The sequence below is a fragment of the Streptomyces sp. NPDC007896 genome, from assembly GCF_042959425.1.
In the GTDB taxonomy this organism is placed as follows: domain Bacteria; phylum Actinomycetota; class Actinomycetes; order Streptomycetales; family Streptomycetaceae; genus Streptomyces.
Genome location: NZ_JBIBKX010000002.1, coordinates 254,768 through 271,078 on the forward strand (window position 1 = coordinate 254,768; position 16,311 = coordinate 271,078).

Annotated in this window: 13 protein-coding genes; 7 read left to right on the forward strand and 6 right to left on the reverse strand. The window is 73.0% G+C overall.

The genetic code is table 11. The features are described 5' to 3' along the window. Nucleotides 1–29 precede the first annotated feature (29 nt). On the forward strand, nucleotides 30–1,373 hold the full coding sequence (locus ACFZDJ_RS08780) for a PLP-dependent aminotransferase family protein (RefSeq protein WP_168509733.1): 1,344 nt from the start codon (nucleotides 30–32) through the stop codon (nucleotides 1,371–1,373). Here ACFZDJ_RS08780 and ACFZDJ_RS08785 read toward each other — a convergent pair. Together ACFZDJ_RS08785 and ACFZDJ_RS08790 are read right to left on the reverse strand one after the other, a co-directional pair. Then, nucleotides 1,288–2,187, reverse strand: coding sequence for a hypothetical protein (locus ACFZDJ_RS08785; RefSeq protein WP_390932886.1), 900 nt, complete (start codon nucleotides 2,185–2,187; stop codon nucleotides 1,288–1,290). The two genes, ACFZDJ_RS08780 and ACFZDJ_RS08785, sit on opposite strands and share 86 nt — an antisense overlap. Nucleotides 2,188–2,428: 241 nt before the next feature. Then, nucleotides 2,429–2,938, reverse strand: coding sequence for a hypothetical protein (locus ACFZDJ_RS08790; RefSeq protein WP_382180416.1), 510 nt, complete (start codon nucleotides 2,936–2,938; stop codon nucleotides 2,429–2,431). A 103-nt stretch (nucleotides 2,939–3,041) separates the two neighbouring features. Here ACFZDJ_RS08790 and ACFZDJ_RS08795 point away from each other — a divergent pair, with 103 nt between their 5' ends. The 3 genes from ACFZDJ_RS08795 (at nucleotide 3,042) to ACFZDJ_RS08805 (ending at nucleotide 6,100) form a co-directional block, all read left to right on the forward strand. Continuing rightward, nucleotides 3,042–3,677, forward strand: a complete 636-nt coding sequence (locus ACFZDJ_RS08795) for an NAD(P)-dependent oxidoreductase (protein ID WP_168509735.1) — start codon at nucleotides 3,042–3,044, stop codon at nucleotides 3,675–3,677. A 113-nt stretch (nucleotides 3,678–3,790) separates the two neighbouring features. Then, complete coding sequence (locus ACFZDJ_RS08800) at nucleotides 3,791–4,945, forward strand: SpoIIE family protein phosphatase (protein WP_390933096.1); 1,155 nt, start codon at nucleotides 3,791–3,793, stop codon at nucleotides 4,943–4,945. Nucleotides 4,946–5,032: 87 nt separating this feature from the next. Then, nucleotides 5,033–6,100, forward strand: coding sequence for a hypothetical protein (locus ACFZDJ_RS08805; protein ID WP_391057201.1), 1,068 nt, complete (start codon nucleotides 5,033–5,035; stop codon nucleotides 6,098–6,100). Between the two features lie 9 nt (nucleotides 6,101–6,109). Here ACFZDJ_RS08805 and ACFZDJ_RS08810 read toward each other — a convergent pair whose 3' ends face one another. From ACFZDJ_RS08810 to ACFZDJ_RS08820, 3 genes are all read right to left on the reverse strand, one after another. After that, a complete protein-coding gene (locus tag ACFZDJ_RS08810) occupies nucleotides 6,110–7,405 on the reverse strand; it encodes an ATP-binding protein (RefSeq protein WP_391057204.1) in 1,296 nt (431 codons plus the stop codon). Beyond that, nucleotides 7,393–8,094 carry a response regulator gene (locus ACFZDJ_RS08815; RefSeq protein WP_390932895.1) on the reverse strand — a complete coding sequence of 234 codons (702 nt, stop codon included), beginning with the start codon at nucleotides 8,092–8,094 and terminating at the stop codon, nucleotides 7,393–7,395. Before ACFZDJ_RS08815 ends, ACFZDJ_RS08810 begins: the two co-directional genes overlap by 13 nt. 197 nt (nucleotides 8,095–8,291) lie before the next feature. After that, a complete protein-coding gene (locus tag ACFZDJ_RS08820; protein ID WP_391057206.1) occupies nucleotides 8,292–10,274 on the reverse strand; it encodes an Ig-like domain repeat protein in 1,983 nt (660 codons plus the stop codon). Between the two features lie 263 nt (nucleotides 10,275–10,537). Between ACFZDJ_RS08820 and ACFZDJ_RS08825 the strand changes: the two genes are divergently transcribed. The 3 genes from ACFZDJ_RS08825 to ACFZDJ_RS08835 are packed head-to-tail and all read left to right on the forward strand — an operon-like array spanning nucleotide 10,538 to nucleotide 15,028. Then, nucleotides 10,538–10,903 carry a hypothetical protein gene (locus ACFZDJ_RS08825; protein ID WP_384908548.1) on the forward strand — a complete coding sequence of 122 codons (366 nt, stop codon included), beginning with the start codon at nucleotides 10,538–10,540 and terminating at the stop codon, nucleotides 10,901–10,903. 4 nt (nucleotides 10,904–10,907) lie between these two features. Continuing rightward, on the forward strand, nucleotides 10,908–13,577 hold the full coding sequence (locus ACFZDJ_RS08830; protein ID WP_391057209.1) for a caspase family protein: 2,670 nt from the start codon (nucleotides 10,908–10,910) through the stop codon (nucleotides 13,575–13,577). After that, nucleotides 13,577–15,028, forward strand: coding sequence for an extracellular solute-binding protein (locus tag ACFZDJ_RS08835; protein WP_391057212.1), 1,452 nt, complete (start codon nucleotides 13,577–13,579; stop codon nucleotides 15,026–15,028). The genes ACFZDJ_RS08830 and ACFZDJ_RS08835 overlap by 1 nt, the downstream gene beginning before the upstream one ends. Here ACFZDJ_RS08835 and ACFZDJ_RS08840 read toward each other — a convergent pair. Then, nucleotides 15,006–16,259 (reverse strand): amidohydrolase, encoded by a 1,254-nt coding sequence (locus ACFZDJ_RS08840; RefSeq protein WP_390932904.1) that lies wholly within the window; start codon nucleotides 16,257–16,259, stop codon nucleotides 15,006–15,008. The genes ACFZDJ_RS08835 and ACFZDJ_RS08840 overlap by 23 nt on opposite strands. Between the last annotated feature and the right edge of the window lie 52 nt (nucleotides 16,260–16,311).

The following is a 16,311-nucleotide window of genomic DNA, read 5'->3' on the forward strand; positions in this document are numbered from 1 at the left end:
ATCCAGAACGCGAACAGGGGGAACTTCACGTGGCGGACGACTACCGGCGCATCGCCGACCGGCTCGCCGACGACATCGCCGCCGGGCGGCTCAAACCCGGCGAACGACTGCCCCCGCAGCGGGCGTTCGCCCGACGGCGCGGGATCGCCGGCTCGACGGCCGGACGCGTCTACGCCGAACTGGTGCGGCGCGGACTGGTGGTCGGCGAGGTCGGGCGCGGCACCTTCGTCCGGGCCGCCCAGGTCCCCTCGGGACGCGCCCTCACCGAGCCCTCCCCCGAATCCCCGGCCCCGCTCGTCAATCTGGAGCTCAACTACCCCTCCATAGCGGGCCAGTCGGAGCTGCTCACCGCCGCTCTCGCCCCGCTGCTGCGCCCCGACGTCCTCACCGAGTCCCTGCGCACCGCTCCCGCCACCGGTACGCCCGCCGCCCGCGAGGCCGCCGCCGCCCTCCTCGCCACCCCGGACTGGCGCCCGGCCCCGTCCCGGCTGGTCTTCGCGGGCAACGCCCGCCAGGCCATCGCCGCCGCGTTCGCCTCCCTCGTCCGGCCGGGCGGCCGCGTCGGCGTCGAGGCACTGACGTACCCGCTGGTCAAGGAGATCGCCACGCGGCTCGGCATCACTCTCGTACCGCTGGCCATGGACGACGAAGGGCTGCGGCCCGAGGCGGTCACCGCGGCCCACCGCTCGGCGCCCCTGTCCGCCGTGTACGTCCAGCCCACCCTGCACAATCCGACCGGTGCGACGATGGGGGACGCGCGTCGCCGGCAACTGGCCGGCACCGCACGCGACCTGGACCTCCCGCTCGTCGAGGACCGCATCTGGTCCTTCCTCCACACCGGCCACGACCCCCTCGCCGCCCACGCCCCCGAGCGCACCTACCTCGTCGACAGCCTCTCCAAGCGGGTCGCGCCCGGCCTCACCGTCGGCTTTCTCGTCGTGCCCGAGGACCGGGTCGAGGACGTGGCGGCGGCGCTGCGCTCCGGTGCCTGGAGCGCGGGACGGTTCGCGCTGGAGGCCGCGGTGCGCTGGCTGGGCGACGGCACGGTCTCCCGGCTGGTCACCGCCAAGCGGGCGGACGCGGCGCTGCGGCAGGGGCTGGTCGCCGAGCACCTCGCCGGGTTCCGTGTGCGGGCCGATCCGCGGGCGTACCAGGTCTGGTGGGAGCTGCCCGCGCCGTGGCGGGCGGACACGTTCACGGCGGCGGCAGCGGCGCGCGGGATCGCGGTGACCCCGGGCTCGGCCTTCGCCGCCGCCCCGGCCGCCTCGGCGGCCGGGGCGGACGCCGTCAGGCTCGGACTCGGGTCGGTGGCTCCGTCGGAGCTGGCCCGGGCGCTCGGGACACTCGCCGACGTCGCGCGTACGCGGCCGTGAGCAGGGCGGTCAGCGCCACCGTGACGCCGAGGACGAGCAGCGCCCAGGAGACCAGGCGCAAGGTGTCGGTGAGGGCGTCGTAGACCGCGCCCACCGCCGTGGGGGACACGTCGGGCGGCAGGTCGGCGAGGGTGAGCCGGCGGCCGACGGCCACCGCGGCGCCGAGCAGCGCGGCGCCCAGCGCCGTGCCGAGCCCGGTGGCCAGCACCGCCTGTCTGCGGCACACCGCGACGAGGATGCCCGTCACGGCGAGAGCGGCCGCTGTGACGGGCAGCCAGAATCCGGCGACTTCAAGCACGTGGAACCCCTTCCGGAGCTCGGCCAGATCCTCCGAGGGCAACACCGTGATCTCGGTGTGCTCGAGGGGGATGTGGTTCGTCAACGGCACGTGGGCGTCGGCGAGTTGACTTCTGACCTGTTCGGCGACCGGGGCGAGGTCGATCGTCACGGCCTCCTCCCGGTCACTGCGCAGCGCCCGCATCACCGCCTCGTGCGCGGCTCGGTTCGCCGCCTGCCACGCCGTGTGGAACGCCGGTGTCAGCGTGAACGAACGCACCGCGTCCCGTACGAAGTGGTTCACCGGCCCCTGGAGCGGTGCCCGCACATGGACTTCGCGCAGGATCCCGGTCGTGACGGCCTCGGCGATCGCCTCCCGTACGTCCGTGTCGGCGGCGAGCGGCTCCATCGCGGCCGCGTAGCGCTCGTCGTCGCCGATCCCGTACGCCGCCCAGCTCGACAGCGCGCCGAGCGGCGCGAACAGGCAGGCGAGGGCGATCAGGACGGCCGACAGGGTGCTGCGCACACGAGGGGACACCTCACCAGGCAAGGTCCCGTGGGCGGCGGGCGCGAGCGGTGTGACTCCATATGGGTGCAAACGACAAGCCGCTCCGGTGGAGAGCTCACCCGAACGGGTGTTACCTGGTTGTAGCGGCTCTTCCCAGGACTCCTGGGACTTGGTCCCAGGGGGTAGGTGAGTGAGGGAGGTGCACGAGGCCCCGGCAGCCTGCCGGGGCCTCGTGCACCATGTCGTGCCGTTGTGTCAGCGTGCCGCCGCGTCAGTTCACCGGATGGCCCGCCGCGTCCTCGTGCGTGTAGTAGCGGTAGAAGCTCCCCGCGAACACGAACACCGCGACCCCCAGCGCCACGGACGTGGACCGCAGCACGGACTCACCGGTCAGGCTGAAGAGGAACCCGAACGTGACGCCCGCGAACACGGCCCACGCCAGCGCGTGCTCTTCACGCCTCAGCACCGGCGCCAGCATGCGCACGCCGATGTAGGCGGCCGCGAACACGATCGCGCAGACGAATCCGAACAGGACGTTCCAGCCCGTGATCGGTCCGGCGTCGCGCACGTTGGCCGCCGCCCAGTACCCGTAGATCAGCCCGCCGACGACGGGCACCGCCCACTTCGCCACGGCGTGGGTGCGCGCGTCGAAGACATCGGGTGCGCGGTGCGTCCGCGCCGCCCAGGTCGAACCCGCGATTCCCGCCGTTCCCGCCGTACGCCCTGTCACCGCTCCGTGTCGTGCCCCTGACGCCTTCGAGACTGGTGCCGCGTGAGTCATGGGAGCACTCCTCTCTCCTCGCCCCGCCTTCCAGGTCACACCCCGGCCGGGTGGCTGGCAAGTCGGGATGCGGGGGTTTTGGCCTCGTGTTTCGCTGAATTCCATGAAGGTCGTACTTTTCGGCGCCACAGGAATGATCGGCAGCCGTATCGCAACGGAGGCATCGGCGCGCGGGCACCAGGTCCTGGCGGTGAGCCGCTCCGGGCAGTCGCCGGTCCCCGGGGTCACGGCGACCGCCGCGGACGCCTCGGACACGGCGAAGGTGACCGAGCTGGTGGCGGGCGCGGACGTGGTGGTCTCGGCCTGCGTGCCGCCGAGAGACGGGACGGATCCCCGGGGGCCGTTTCTGGCGCTGAACACGGCGCTGGTGGAGGCCGCCCGGGCGGCCGGGGTGCGGCGGCTGGTGATCGTGGGCGGGGCGGGCAGTCTGGAGGTCGCTCCCGGACAGGCGGTCGTGGACCAGCCCGGCTTCCCGGAGGCCGTTGTGCCGGAGGCGCTCGCCCACCGCGACGCCCTCGACTTCTACCGCACGGTCGACGACCTCGACTGGACGTACATCTCGCCCGCCGCCGACATCGCCCCCGGCGCCCGTACCGGCGTCTTCCGTCTGGGCGGCGACCGGCTGCTCACCGACGACCACGGCAACAGCAGGATCAGCGCCGAGGACTACGCCATCGCCCTCGTCGACGAGCTGGAGACGCCCGCCCACCCGCGCGCCCGGATGTCGGTGGCGTACTGACGAGGAACGGACGGTACGGCGACGTGGGCGCCCTGAGACGCATCCGAGACCTGTCGCCGCTGCTCGGCCCGGTGCCCCCGGAGCAGCGCGACGACTCCCTCCAGCGGCAGAAGATGCTGCGGCTGCGCGGCCACAGCGTCGCCTGGGTGCCGCCGCTGCTCCTGCTCATCGCCATCGGGCTGGCCGACTGGAACACCTCCGGCGAGTTCCGGATCATCACCTGGATCGTCGTCGTCCCCAGCATCGCGGCGGCGATCTGCGGGGTGTGGACCACGGCGGTCTTCGCTTGCCTCGCGGTCGTCACCTACGTCGAGGTGGACGCGTCCTGGGAGCACCAGTACCAGACCGGCCTTCCCGACTTCATCCTCGTCAGCGTGGGCGGCGTCCTCGCGGTCCTGGCCTGTGCGGTGCGGGTCCGCGGCGAGCGGCGCATGCTGCACATGATGGACGTCGCCGAGACCACCCGGCGCACGGTGCTGCGCCCGATGCCGCCGGGCTGGGGCGGACTCGACCACGCGGCCGTGTACCTCGCCGCCGACAGCGAGGCCCGGGTCGGCGGGGACTTCTTCGACATCCAGCCGGGCCCCCGCGGCACCCGACTGCTCCTCGGCGACGTACAGGGCAAGGGGCTGGGCGCGGTGGAGGCGGCGGCCGCGCTGCTCGGCACGTTCCGCGAGGCGGCGTACCACGAACACCGCCTGAGGACCGTCGCCGACCACCTGGAGGTGCGGATGCTCCGGCACGTCGGCTACCGCAAGGCGGTCGGCCGCGACGATCACGAGCGCTTCGCCACCGCCGTCCTGGTGGGCTTCCCCGACGACGCCCGGGACACCGTCGAGTTCGTCAACTTCGGCCACGAGCCGCCCCTCGTGGTCGCGCCCGACGGCGTACGCACCCTGCCGCCGGGCCACGGACTCCCGCTGGGCCTCGCCGAGCTGACCTCCGACCAGCCGCTCGTCCTGACCGCCGTACTGGTCCCCGGCGAGACCCTGCTCCTCGTCACGGACGGGGTGACCGAGGCCCGCGACGCCGACGGCGCGTTCTTCCCGCTCCTCGACCGGGTGACCCACGCCCTGACCGAGGACCCGCGCACCGTCGAGCCGCAGCACCTGGTCGAACTCGTCCGCGACGGCACACTGCGGCACTGCGGCGGGCATCTGGCCGACGACACCACGATCTTCGCGGTACGACGACGGGGGGACCCCAGGCCGGTGGTGTCGCCGAACGTGGTCCCGGAGGGCAGGGGCGGGGGCACAACCCAGCCATAGGCGGGCGTTTGCCCGGCTGACGTCCTCCCTCTGCAGGCGCAGCGGTTACGGTGCTGGCGTACGTGATCGATGGGGAGGGAGGGAACCATGCCCGGAACCGTGCTGCTCCTCGCGGCCTCACCGGTGGGCAAGGGGTGTCTGGTGGACGCGGCGTCCGTGCTCCCCGTGCTCGCGGCGGTGTCCCCCGCGGTGCTGTCCGGCACGGACACCGCGAACGTGGTGGAACTGGCCGACCCGTTGGAGCCGCAGGCCGTGCTGACCCGGCTGCGCGCGGCCAGCGCGACCCCCGGCCCGCTGACGATGTTCGTGACGGGCCAGCTCCAGCTGGACCGCCGCCAGCGCCTGCCGCACCTCGCACTGGCCCGCACCACCCCGTCGACGGTCCGCTACACGGCCTTCCCCTGGCACTGGATCGCCGAGGAGCTCCGGCTGCGCGCGCCGGGCACCACCGAGCTCCTGGTCGACCTGCACGCCGACGCGGAGACCTGGGAGCACCTCGCGACGAGCCCCCTCACCGCGGGCAGGGGGGTCGGCCTGTACGGGCGCGTCGCCCCGCCGCCGCCCCGGCGCACGGTGGCGTCACCGGCGTACATGAAGGCACTCGCCACGATCCTGCGCAGCGGCCGGCGGCCGGAACTCCCGCTGCTTCACCAGCAGTCGCTGGCTCGGGTCGAGGCCGAGAGCGGGCCGTCGGGGATCGTGCTGGCGGTTCCCGCGCGGATACCCGTGGTCCCCGACCCGCACGCCGCGATCACCGCCGCCGCGCAGGCGGGCCGGCACGGCGAGGCCGCGGCGCTGGCCGTGCGGTGGGAGCAGGAGGCGGCCCGCACCTGGGGCGTCGCCTCCGAGCAGGCCCTGCACTGGGCGGAGGTCCGCGCGGACCTGGCGATGCTCGCGGGCGACCCGGTCGGCAGCTGCCGCACCTGGCTGGCGATCGCCGGGCACCGGCTGGACGCGGGCCAGCCCGCCGATGCCCCGGCCGTCGAGTCGGCCGTGGACCGGGCCCACCACCAGTGGGGGCAGATCGGCGACTCCGCGCGTGCCGTCGAACTCGGCTCCGCACTGGCCGAGTTGAGGCTGCGCGTGCCCGGACGCCGGCAGGGCGCCCTGGACCACGTACAGCGTCACCTCAGCAGACTCCAGGCGCAGGTGTGATCCTCGGGTTCAGGACCCGGTGGGCAGTCTGACCCTGAACCAGGCGCCGCGGTCGGAGGGTTCGAGCGTCACCGTGCCGCCGTGCGCCGCCGCGATCGCCGCGACGATGCTGAGCCCGAGCCCGCTGCCTGTACTCCCGCCATCACCCGCGCTCGCGCCCTCGCCCCGTACGAACCGGTCGAAGATCCTGGCCCGCAGCGCGTCCGGCACCCCTGGCCCGTCGTCCGTCACCTCGATGACCCGGTGGTCGTCCTCCGTGCCGAGCCCCAGCGTGGTCGTGGTGCCGGGCGGGGTGTGGGTGCGGGCGTTGGCCAGCAGGTTGGCGACCACCTGGTGGAGCCGGAGCGGATCCCCGGCGACGGTGTGCTCGCCGGGCGCCACCAGCAGCCGTACGGGATGTTCGGGATGGCAGTCGCGGGCGGCGGTGACGGCGTCACGGCACAGCTCCGCCAGGTCCACGCACCGCACCCGCAGGGACTGGCCGAGGTCCAGTTCGGACAGCAGCACCAGTTCGTCGATGAGCGAGGTCATCCGCTCCACCTCGGTCGACATCCGTCCGAACGCCTCCTCCCGCATCCGCTCGGAGGACGGATGGCCGACGCGGGCGAGCTGGGCGTACCCCGAGATGGTGGTCAGCGGATTGCGCAGTTCGTGTCCGGCGGCGGCGAGGAACTCCCGTAACCGCCTTTCCGAGTCGAGCCGTTGCCGGGCCGCACGGACGCCCAGCCACCGGGCACCGAACGCGACCGCGGCGAGCAGCACCAGCGAGGCGGCGGCCTCGGCCCGCAGCAGCCGGGTGACGGCCTGGTGCGCGTCGGCCATCGAGCGGGCGATGACGACGTAGGTGCGGTCGCGGTCCGGGGCGGAGCCCCGGGGGCGCACCACGAGCGCCCGGTAGGTGCCGCCGATGCCCACCGGGTGCCCCCGCGCGGCGAGGGCGGCCAGCCGGGCCGGGGCGAGGGCGGGGAAGGACGGCAGGCCCGGGGCGCCCGCGTAGCGCTCGGTCACCCGGCCGGTCCGGTCCAGGACGAGGATCAGGCACGACCGGTCCAGGGCGGAGCGGCCGTTCGGGCCCGTCAGGCCGGCCGCCTCGCTCAGCTGGACGCCGCGGTACTTCTCGATCTCCTCGTCGGTGCGCAGCACGAGGTGGTGGCCGAGTGCCTGTGCGGACAGCGCGGCGACCGTGCCCAGGGTCACCAGCGTGGCGGCGAGCCACAGGGCGACGGCCCGCGAACCGGCGGCGACCGGTGGTCGCCGGGGCGCGCGGTGCGGGTCGCGCGGAGTCCCGGTCCTCAGTCCGAGCACAGCAGATAACCCGCCCCGCGTACCGTCCGGATGAGCGGCACTCCGGCGTCGCCGAGCTTGCGGCGCAGGTAGTAGACGTAGGTGTCGACGATGCCGGAGCCGTCGGCGCGGTGGTTCCAGACCCGCTCCTGGATCTGGGCGCGGGACAGTACCCGGCCCGGGTTCTCCATCAGATAGCGCAGCAGGGCGAACTCGGTGGTGGTGAGGCCGACGGGTTCGCCCGCGGCCCACACCTCGTGGGTGTGGACGTCCAGGCGTACGGCACCGGCCTGCAGGGTGTGCCGCTCGGCGGGGTGCTCGGCGGTGCGCCGCAGCAGGGCCCGTACGCGGGCCGCGATCTCCTTGAGTTCGAAGGGCTTGGTGACGAAGTCGTCGCCGCCCAGGTCCAGTCCGCGCACCCGGTCGTCGACGTCACCGCGCGCGGTGAGGAACAGCACCGGCATGGTGTGCCCCCGCGTCCGCATGGTCCGGCAGATGTCGAAGCCGTCGAGGTCGGGCAGGTTGATGTCGAGCAGCACGAGGTCGGGGCGGCCGCGCGCGACGGCCTGGAGCGCCTCGCGTCCGGTGGCCGCGCCGGTCACGTCGAATCCCAGGAACTCCATGGCCATGGTGAGCATGGCGCGCAGATGCTCCTCGTCGTCGACGACGAGGAGCCGGGCGGGGGAGTCGAAGGGGACAGGGGTGGTCATGTCCTGTTCCTTTACTGGCACATTTTGTTGAAGACGTCGATTGAAATGTCAATTTCAAACAGAGCGGCTCGTATGGTGACACGTACCGGCAGGTAGTGAGGCCAGGTCGGGAACAACTGTCCGAGACATGCGGAAGCCCGCCTTCCCGGGGGAAGGCGGGCTTCCGGGTCACGGCGCCGGTTGAACCGGCCGATGTATCAGCCGGTGAAGATGAAGTACTTCCAGTCGCCGTGCGTCGTCGAGTTCACGTTGTCGCCCGACGTGCCGTTGTAGTACGAGGAGCGCACGCGCATCCGGTAGCCCGTCTCGTGGGTGCCGCCGAGCTGCACCCTGGACACGCCCGTGGAGCTCAGCTTGAAGTACTGGGTGCCCGCGTCGTACCAGGTGCCCTGGTAGTAGAGCTCCATCTCCAGCCGCTGCTGACGGTGCGGGTACGCCGTCATCGTCGTGGTGAACAGCGGGTCCTTGGACTTGTGGAAGTAGTAGTACGTGTGGCCGTACACCGACTTCTTCTTGTACTGGCCGCTGATGGCCGTGGACACCTTCACCTTGGCGCCGACGGTGCTGCTCACGGACTTCGACCTGTAGCGCGAGTCGCCCGCGAACTTCGCGGTGACCTTCGCGTCGCGCGTGAGGTCGAGCGTCACGGTGAGGTTGCCCGAGGAGTTCACCTTGCCGGACTTCACCAGCTTGTTGGGCTTGTCGGAGCCGAACGGGTCGGCCCAGATCTCCACCGTGCGGTTCTTGTACGTCGAACCCAGGTGCGCCGTGAACTTCACTTCGGTGCCGTACGCGTACACCTTGCGATTGTTGTTCAGGGTCAGCGTCGGGGTGGCGCGCGAGACCTCCACCGTGTCCGAGGCGGACGCCGGGGTGTGCGTGGCGTCACCCGCGTACTTCACCGTGTACTTCACCTTGCCGCCGGCCGGCGGGGTGTCCTTGAAGGAGAACTTGCCGCCGGTGCCCAGGGTCTTGGTGCCCAGCGACTTGCCGTTCGGCGACTCCATGTCGGTGCGGGTGACGGTGAGCGGGGTCCCGGCGGGCAGCGCCAGGGCCGCGGTGAGCGTGCCCGAGACGGTGAGGGACTTGGCGCGGGTCGCGCTCGCCGGGGCGCTGACCGTCAGCGTCGGCTTCGACTGGGTGGGGGCGTTCATGGCGCGGAGCGAGAACACGCCCTCGGAGTTGTACGTCACCGCGAACAGCCGGCTGCTGGTGCCCGGCTCCCAGGCCAGCGCGCCGGTGGCCAGCAGATCCGAGCCGCTGCTGTGGCCCGTGTTCGGGAAGTCGTACTGCCGTACGGGGCTGGTGGCGCCCGGCGTGAAGACGTGGACATCCGGATCGTAGGAGGAGTCGGAGCCCGCGGCCACGGTGCCGTCGTCGGCCACCGCGTCGGCGTTGGCGTAGTGGGTGGTGGGCAGCGAGCCCGTCGCCGACAGGTCCGAGGCCGCCCAGACCCAGTTGCGGTCGTCGCCGTTGGCCGTGATGACCTTGCTGCCGTCCGGGGTGAACGCGAGGTCCTCGGTCTGACCGTGGTTGTGGTCGATGAACGCCGTGCGGGTCGCCGTACCGCCCGCCACGTCGTACACGGCGAGCAGCGACGAGGAGGTGACCGGGTCGCCGGCGGCCAGCGCGTTCGGCGCGCCCGGTGTCGCGGCCAGCCGCGGGGCGTCCCGCCAGTGGGAGGCGTCGTCCTGGCCGAGGGCGACCACGGGGTCGGTGCCGGTCAGGTCGAGGGAGCCGATGTTGCCCGCGTACGAGGTGCCGTAGCCGAACCAGATCTTGTTGCCCGCGGCGGCGAGGTACTCCGGCTCGGTGTCGGCACCCGTCGGGTACCGCGCGGACTCCGTCAGCGTCACCGTGTCGATGGCGACGATCGCGTCGTCGTCGCGTGCGGCGGCGTAGAGCGTGCCCGAGTCGGCCGACAACTGCAGACCGGTGACGCCCGCCAGGGAGGTCACCTGCGTGACGACCCGCCCGCTGTAGTCCGTCACCACGACCTTGCCGTTGCGCGGGTCGCTGACGAAGACGTGCTGGTGGACGCCGTCCACCACCAGGTCGCCGGTCGCCATGACCGGCAGGACGCTGCTGGAGTCGGCACTCGCCGTCGTGGCGGTGCCGATGGCCAGGGCGGCGGAGCTGAAGGCGACCGCGAACGCCGTGGCGATGGGAAGAGTGCGCATACGCACGCTGATTCGAACCCCCCGGTACGAAGTGTGGGCGCCACGGACACGGGTCGAGTGATGTCCCGGCCTTGTACGACCCGCGAGCGGTGTATGACCTGCGCGTCATGTACGACCTGTGAGCCGTGTGTGGCGAGTGGGCAAAGGTTAAGTCATGCCACTGACAACAGGAGGCGCAGGGGTCACGGAAACGTGTGGGAGTGCCGTTCCGCCCCTGTCGAGAGCCTCCCCCGGCGCCAACTCCGGTGCCATGATGGTGAGTCATGACTGCTGAGGGGGAGGGTGTGGCAGCCCGGGCCATCCGCGTGCGTCTGGACGGGACGGCGAGCGACAGCGATGTCGGCGCCCTGAAGAAGTGGCTGGAGCGGGAGAGGCCGCTGGAGCAGCTGGTCAGGCGGGGCGATCTCAGGATCGAGGAGCGCGCCGGGACCGATGAGCAGGGCACGCCCATGGGTGTCGGCATGGACATCGTGCTGGTGCTGATCGGGGCGGGCGCGGAGACGCTCTTCAAAGAGCTGCTCGCACAGGTCAAGAGCGCGGTGCGGGCCTGGAGCGACAACCGCGGCTCCGTGGAGAACGGCGATCCGCCGGAGGCCCGTGTCGATCCCCTGGGCCCCGACGAGAGGTAGCCGGGTGGACCGCTTCGACCCGCGGGGAAAGGTGAACCGGGCGCTGCTGGTCGGTGTGTCCGAGTACGAGTTCACGCGGCCGAAGCACCGCGACGGCGTTCCGGGCCAGCTGCCCGCCGTCGCCCACAACCTCGCCGTGCTCGTACGGGCCCTGGAGCGGGGCGGAGTGCTGCGGCCCCTGGAGATCACCGTCGCGCGCTCGCCGCGGCTGGCCGACTTCCGCCACTCCCTGCGCGCGGCCGCCGACTCCGCCGAGGGGCTGCTCCTGCTCTACTTCGCCGGACACGGCGCCGTACCCAGCGCGGGCGACGAACTGTGGCTGCAGATGCGCGACGCGGAGGTCGTCCGGGGCGAGACGGCGGGGTTCGAGGGCGCGGCCCGGTTCACCAACGTGCTGCGCATCCTCGCCAACAGCCACGCGGAGCGGATCGTGGTCGTCCTCGACTGCTGCAACGCGGGCAACGCCGCCCGGGTGTGGGAGGCCGTGGAGCGCCCGGACGTCCGACGGCGCGTCTCGGTGCTGATGAGCGTGCAGGCCAACAACCGCATCGACGCGGGCGACGCCGACACCCCCACCCCGTTCACCGCCCGGCTGGTGGAACTGCTGACGTCGGGCATCGAGGGGCAGGAGGGCGAGGGGCGGGGCGACGAGGTTCACTTCCTGGCCCTCGCGGAGGCGCTCAGGGCCTACATGTCCACCCACCACCGGACCGAACGCGGAGAACCCTGGGAACCGCAGAGCCGCACGGAGAACCCTCCGGTGGACGTGGTGCTGGGGATGAGGGCGGGGGCCGGCAGACCCGTCGGCTCCAGGGCGGCGGCCGTCGGAGCGGGGGCGGTGAGCCGCCCCACGTCCGGTCGCCGTCGGCAGCGCGCTTCCGTGGCCCGGGTGCGTGCGGCGGCGGCCCGGTTACGGTCCGGGGCCGTGGGCGCGCTCCGGCCCTCGGCTCCCGCCTCGAACCGGCCCCCCGGCAGGCCCCTGGCCCGCCGTGTCACCGTCGTCCTCCTCGTCCTCGCCGCCGCCCTCGGTCTCGTCGGCTACTTCGTCGTCGACAACGCGGCCTCCGACCGGTCCGCCTGCGGGCCGCCCGTGGAGCTGCGGCTGCTCACGGACCCCGATCTCGAATCCACCGTGCGCAAGGCGGCCGACGCCTATCTCACCTCGGCGGCGAACACCACGGGCGGCGGCTGCCGGCGCAGTGGGATCACGGTGTACGGCGCGGGCTCGGCGGCCGTGGTGGCGGGCCTGCGCGACCAGTCGGACCCCTGGCAACGGCCGGTGAGCGACGACACCGACCCGCAGCGCGACATCGGGCCCCAGCCGGACATCTGGATCCCGGGCACGCTCGCGACCGCGGCCAGGGCGCGCGCCTCCGGGGTGGCGCGGACCTATGTGACGCTGGAGCCGGACGCGGCGCCGTTCGTGTACTCCCCGATGGTGCTGTCGCTGCCGCAGGGCATCGCCGAGGACTCGGTGCGCGACCGGACCGGCGACTCGCTCGCGGGCCTGCGGGCGAAGCTGGCGCGCCGCGACAAGACCGCCTCCATACGGCGCCCGGACCCGGAGTACACCGACTCCGCGCTGCTGGCCACGGTCGGTCTCTACGGCCCGGCCAAGGCCGACGTGGGCCGGGCGGAGGGGAGCGTGGCCCAGACCGGACCGCCCGCGGCCACCGCCGGTGACCTGCTGTGCGCCCTGCCCGACAACGCGGACACCGACCGGAGCACCGCCGCCCTCGTGCCGGAGTTCCTGATGGTGAGCGGGGTCGGCTGCGACCGGACGACGCGCACCCCGCGGATGGCCGAGTACCCCGACGACGTCCCGGGCCTCACCCCCACCTTCGTCCGCGTCCGCTGGACGGGCGGCGACAGTGACGAGGCGGCCCGGGACGACGCGGTACGCCGCTTCCACGACTGGCTCACGGGCACCGGTCTCGCGGTCTTCGGGCAGGACGGCTTCCGCGCCCCTTCCGGCGCCCGCGCCTTCCTCGCGGCCCACGACTCGGCCAACGGTCTGATCTCCGACCCCGGCCGGCCCGCCGGGGCCGCGGTCGCCGAGGCGATGGACACGGCCCTGAACCAGTACCGCAACGCCAAGGGCCCCGGCCGGGTGCTCTTCCTGCTGGACAGCTCCGGCTCGATGGCCGGCCTGTGGCAGGGGCCCGGCGGTGCCCCCGGCATCCTCAAGCAGTCCCTCGGCGGACTCGGAGCACAGGACGAGTACGGCGTCTGGTCCGTGGCCTCCCCGGGCCGGAGCCCGTACGCCGAACTGCTGTCCTTCGGACCCCACAAGCGCCGCGACGCCGAGCGGGCCCTCGACCGGGCCGCGGTCAAGGACGCGGAGGCCGACCCGTACGGCGCGCTGAAGGCGGCGCTGGACACCATGGCCCAGAAGGGCAAGGACGACGACCGCCCCGAGCTGATCGTCTTCCTCACGGACGACGAGGACGACAACCACCTCACGGCGAAAGGCCACGTGGACGAACTGCTCACCTCGGCCCGGACCAAGGGCGTCCCGGTGGTCATGGCGGCCCTCGACAGCGGCGGCTGTGCCAAGGGCAGGCCCGACCAGCGGATCTCCGACGCGAGCGGCGGGCGCTGCCTGGACACCAAGGGCGACCTCGTGGCGGGCCTGCGGGACGAGGTCGCGCGCACCGGAACGGGGGACGAGTGATGCGGCGGCGGACATACGGGCGGGGCCACGAATGGGTTCGCGGACGGGTATACGGACGGCTCCACGGGCGGGTCTACGGATACGGGCTGGCCCTCGCTCTCCTGCTGACCGCCTGCACCGGCGGCGGCCCGTCCGGACCCGGCGCCACGGTCTCCCCCGGCGCCTTTGGGGACATCGTCGTGGCCAGCGGGCGGGACGTGACCGGCAAGGGTGGCATCCGTCAGCAGCTCATCGACGCGTGGAACGCCCAGCAGGACAGGGAACACAGCGACGTCCACGCCCGCCTGGTCGAACTCCCGGGCTCCGCCGACCAGCAGCGCAGCCAGCTGCTCGGCGCGCTCCAGTCCGGCAGCGCCCAGTACGACGTCGTCAACCTGGACGTCACCTGGGTGCCGGAGTTCGCCGCCGCGCACCTCATCCGCCCGCTGCCGGGCGCCCTGGTCGGCGCGGACGTCATCAAGTCGGTGGCGAGCACGGCCCGTTGGGGCGACAAGCTCTACGCCGTCCCCTTCAACAGCGACGTCGGGCTGCTCTACTACCGCCGGGACTACCTCAAGCAGGCACACGTCCAGGACACCGACCTGAGCAAGGGGATCGCCTGGCGGCAGCTGCGGGACCTCACCGACGCCGTCGAGGCGCCGGGCCGGTCGCGGCCGAAGGGCTACGAGAAGGGCTGGACCACCCAGCTCGGCCCGTACGAGGGCCGCACGGTCAACGGGATCGAGGCGTTCCTGTCCGCCATGGACGGCGCCGGCCTCACCGACGAGGACGGCCGTTACACCGCCACCGTCCAGCAACTGACGGACGGCCTCGCGGAGCTGCGCGCCCGCACCCAGGGCGCCTACACGCTCGGGGACGCGGTCCGCTCGGACGAGGGCGAGTCGCTCACCGACTTCGCGGACGGGCGCACGGCGTTCCTGCGGCACTGGCCCTACGCCTACCGCACCCTGCACCAGTCCCTGAGCGAGGCGCAGCTCGGCGTCGCTCCGCTGCCCGGCCGGGCGGTGCTCGGCGGCCAGAACCTGGCGCTGGCCGAAGCGTCCCAACAGGCGGGCAAGGCACAGGAGTTGATACGGTTCCTCACCAACAAGGAGAGCGAACGCTGTCTGCTCGACGCGGGGTTCGCGGCCACCCGCGAGTCCGCGTACACGGCCGACGACGTGACCTGCGGCGTGGCGAGGACACCAGGAGCAGCCTCCCCCTCGGCCTCGCCCTCCGGCGAGAGCGCCGACCGCATGCCGCGCGACGACCACGGGCGCCCCGCGTACGCCCGTGCGATCCTGCTCCCCGCGCTCCGGCGCGCCGTCCCGCGCCCCCGCACCCCCCTGTACGGCGCGTTCACCCAGACGTTCGCCACCGAGCTGGGCAGGCTGTTCAGCGACGACCCGCCGGGCGACGCGGAGTTGGCCGCCGAACTGGACAGGGAGCTCAGGAAGGCACTTCCGGGCTGACGAGATACGCGAGCGCGCCCGACACCAGCGTCCGCACGCCCGGCGCGACCGTCGCCAGGTCGGGCGCGAAGTGCGGGCTGTGATTGCTGGGCACGGCCGCGAACCTCTCCATGAGGTCGTCGCCCGGGGCCGCGTCCCACACCTCGGCCGGGGTGCTGGTCACGAACCAGTAGGAGTACGGGATCTTCCCGTCCGCGAGCCGGGGGAAGTCCTCGCTGCCCATCGCCGGGCCCGGGTCGAGGATCGTCCCGGCGCCGAAGACCTCGCCGTGCACGGCCGCGACCCGGCGGTCGGTCTCCGGGTCGTTGACGGTGACCGGGAAGCTGTTGCCGACGACGACGTCGGGCTCGCGCGGGCAGCCGGCGGCCAGGCACTCGCCCGCCGCGATCCGCCGGATCGCCGCGATCATCCGCTCACGGACCTCGTCCGACTGCGTACGGATGTTGAGGGCGATCCGGGCCTCGGCGGGGATGATGTTGTGCCGGGTGCCCGCCTCGATCCGCCCCACGCTCAGCACGGCCGACTCGCGCGCCGCGAGCTCCCGGCTGACGACGGTCTGGAGCCGGGTCACGAGGTACGCGGCGGTGACGACCGGATCGACGGTCGACTCCGGACGCGAACCGTGCCCGCCCCGCCCGTGCACGACGATGTCCACGTCGGTGGAGGCGGACATGATCAGTCCGGGCGAGTGGGCGTAGAGCCCGGTGGGTCCGGGGGCCGCGTGCTGGGCGAGCAGGACGTCCGGCCGCGGGAACCTCTCGTACAGTCCGTCCGCGACCATCCCCGACGCGCCCTCGCCGGTTTCCTCGGCGGGCTGCCCGAGCACGAGGAGCGTGCCGGACCAGGTGTCGCGTCCGGCGGCGAGCGCCCGGGCCGCGCCCGCCAGCCAGGTGACGTGCAGATCGTGCCCGCAGGCGTGCATCACGCCGGGCGCCTGGGAGGCGTACGGCAGTCCGGTCTCCTCCTGCACCGGCAGCGCGTCCATGTCGGCGCGCAGCAGCACGGTCGGCCCGGGCCCGTTCCGCAGGACGCCGACGACTCCGGTGCCGCCGACGCCGGTGACCGTCTCGAACCCGGACGCGCGCAGCCGGTCGGCGAGCGCGGCGGCCGTCCGGTGTTCCCGCATCGACAGCTCCGGGTGCCGGTGCAGGTCCCGGTAGAAGTCCTCCAGGCCGGGAACCGGGAGCTCGGCGGTGAGGTCCAGTGCGATACGTGCGGCAGACGAGATCACGGGGCCAGCGTAAGGGCCGCCGACGGGACGGGGGAGTTCCCGTCGGCGGCCG

Coding starts and splice junctions, on each gene's coding strand:
- ACFZDJ_RS08805 (WP_391057201.1), top strand. CDS start 5,033: ATGCCCGGAACCGTGCTGCTCCTCGCGGCCTCACCGGTGGGCAAGGGG.
- ACFZDJ_RS08825 (WP_384908548.1), top strand. CDS start 10,538: ATGACTGCTGAGGGGGAGGGTGTGGCAGCCCGGGCCATCCGCGTGCGT.
- ACFZDJ_RS08835 (WP_391057212.1), top strand. CDS start 13,577: ATGCGGCGGCGGACATACGGGCGGGGCCACGAATGGGTTCGCGGACGG.
- ACFZDJ_RS08800 (WP_390933096.1), top strand. CDS start 3,791: ATGCTGCGGCTGCGCGGCCACAGCGTCGCCTGGGTGCCGCCGCTGCTC.
- ACFZDJ_RS08790 (WP_382180416.1), bottom strand. CDS start 2,938: ATGACTCACGCGGCACCAGTCTCGAAGGCGTCAGGGGCACGACACGGA.
- ACFZDJ_RS08815 (WP_390932895.1), bottom strand. CDS start 8,094: ATGACCACCCCTGTCCCCTTCGACTCCCCCGCCCGGCTCCTCGTCGTC.
- ACFZDJ_RS08795 (WP_168509735.1), top strand. CDS start 3,042: ATGAAGGTCGTACTTTTCGGCGCCACAGGAATGATCGGCAGCCGTATC.
- ACFZDJ_RS08820 (WP_391057206.1), bottom strand. CDS start 10,274: ATGCGCACTCTTCCCATCGCCACGGCGTTCGCGGTCGCCTTCAGCTCC.